Source organism: Imperialibacter sp. (assembly GCF_040222385.1).
Taxonomy (GTDB): Bacteria; Bacteroidota; Bacteroidia; order Cytophagales; family Cyclobacteriaceae; genus Imperialibacter.
In genome coordinates this window covers 1-510 of sequence record NZ_JAVKDF010000041.1, presented here as the reverse complement: position 1 = coordinate 510, position 510 = coordinate 1, and the positions used below count along the sequence as shown (strand labels likewise).

The following is a 510-nucleotide window of genomic DNA, read 5'->3' as shown; positions in this document are numbered from 1 at the left end:
TTAGTCCAGGTTGTACCCATTGTTATGCAGAAGCACTAACTAAACGGTTTCATCGGAATTTTCCCAATGGATTTGATTTAACCCTGCATCGGGAACGCATAAAACAACCCTTGCGTTGGCGCAAGCCAAGTCGCATTTTTTGTCAACTCTATGAGTGATTTGTTCCATGAAGGCGTGTCCATCGAATTCCTTAAAGACGTGTTTGATGTGATGGGTCAAACACCTCAGCATACCTATCAAATTTTGACCAAGCGGCACAAGCGCTTAGCTGAGCTGTCTCCTCAGTTAGAATGGCATAACAATATTTGTATGGGGGTATCGGTTGAAAATCAGGACTATGTTCACCGTGTTGATTACCTGCTACAAGTTACAGCCAATGTGCGTTTTCTCTCTTGTGAACCACTTCTCGGTGATTTACATCTTAATTTAACGGATATTCATTGGGTCATTGTTGGTGGCGAATCTGGGAATAAATATCGTCCGATGAAGCTAGAGTGGGCGCAAAGTATC

The 510-nt window shown here is 42.9% G+C and carries 2 protein-coding genes; both read left to right on the top strand.

Features of this window, described 5'->3' with window-relative positions:
* A partial coding sequence (locus RIG68_RS22040; protein WP_350127340.1) for a DUF5131 family protein occupies positions 1-158 on the top strand: 158 nt, incomplete at its 5' end.
* On the top strand, positions 151-510 hold a 360-nt coding region (locus RIG68_RS22035), incomplete at its 3' end, for a DUF5131 family protein (RefSeq protein ID WP_350127337.1). The genes RIG68_RS22040 and RIG68_RS22035, both read left to right, overlap by 8 nt.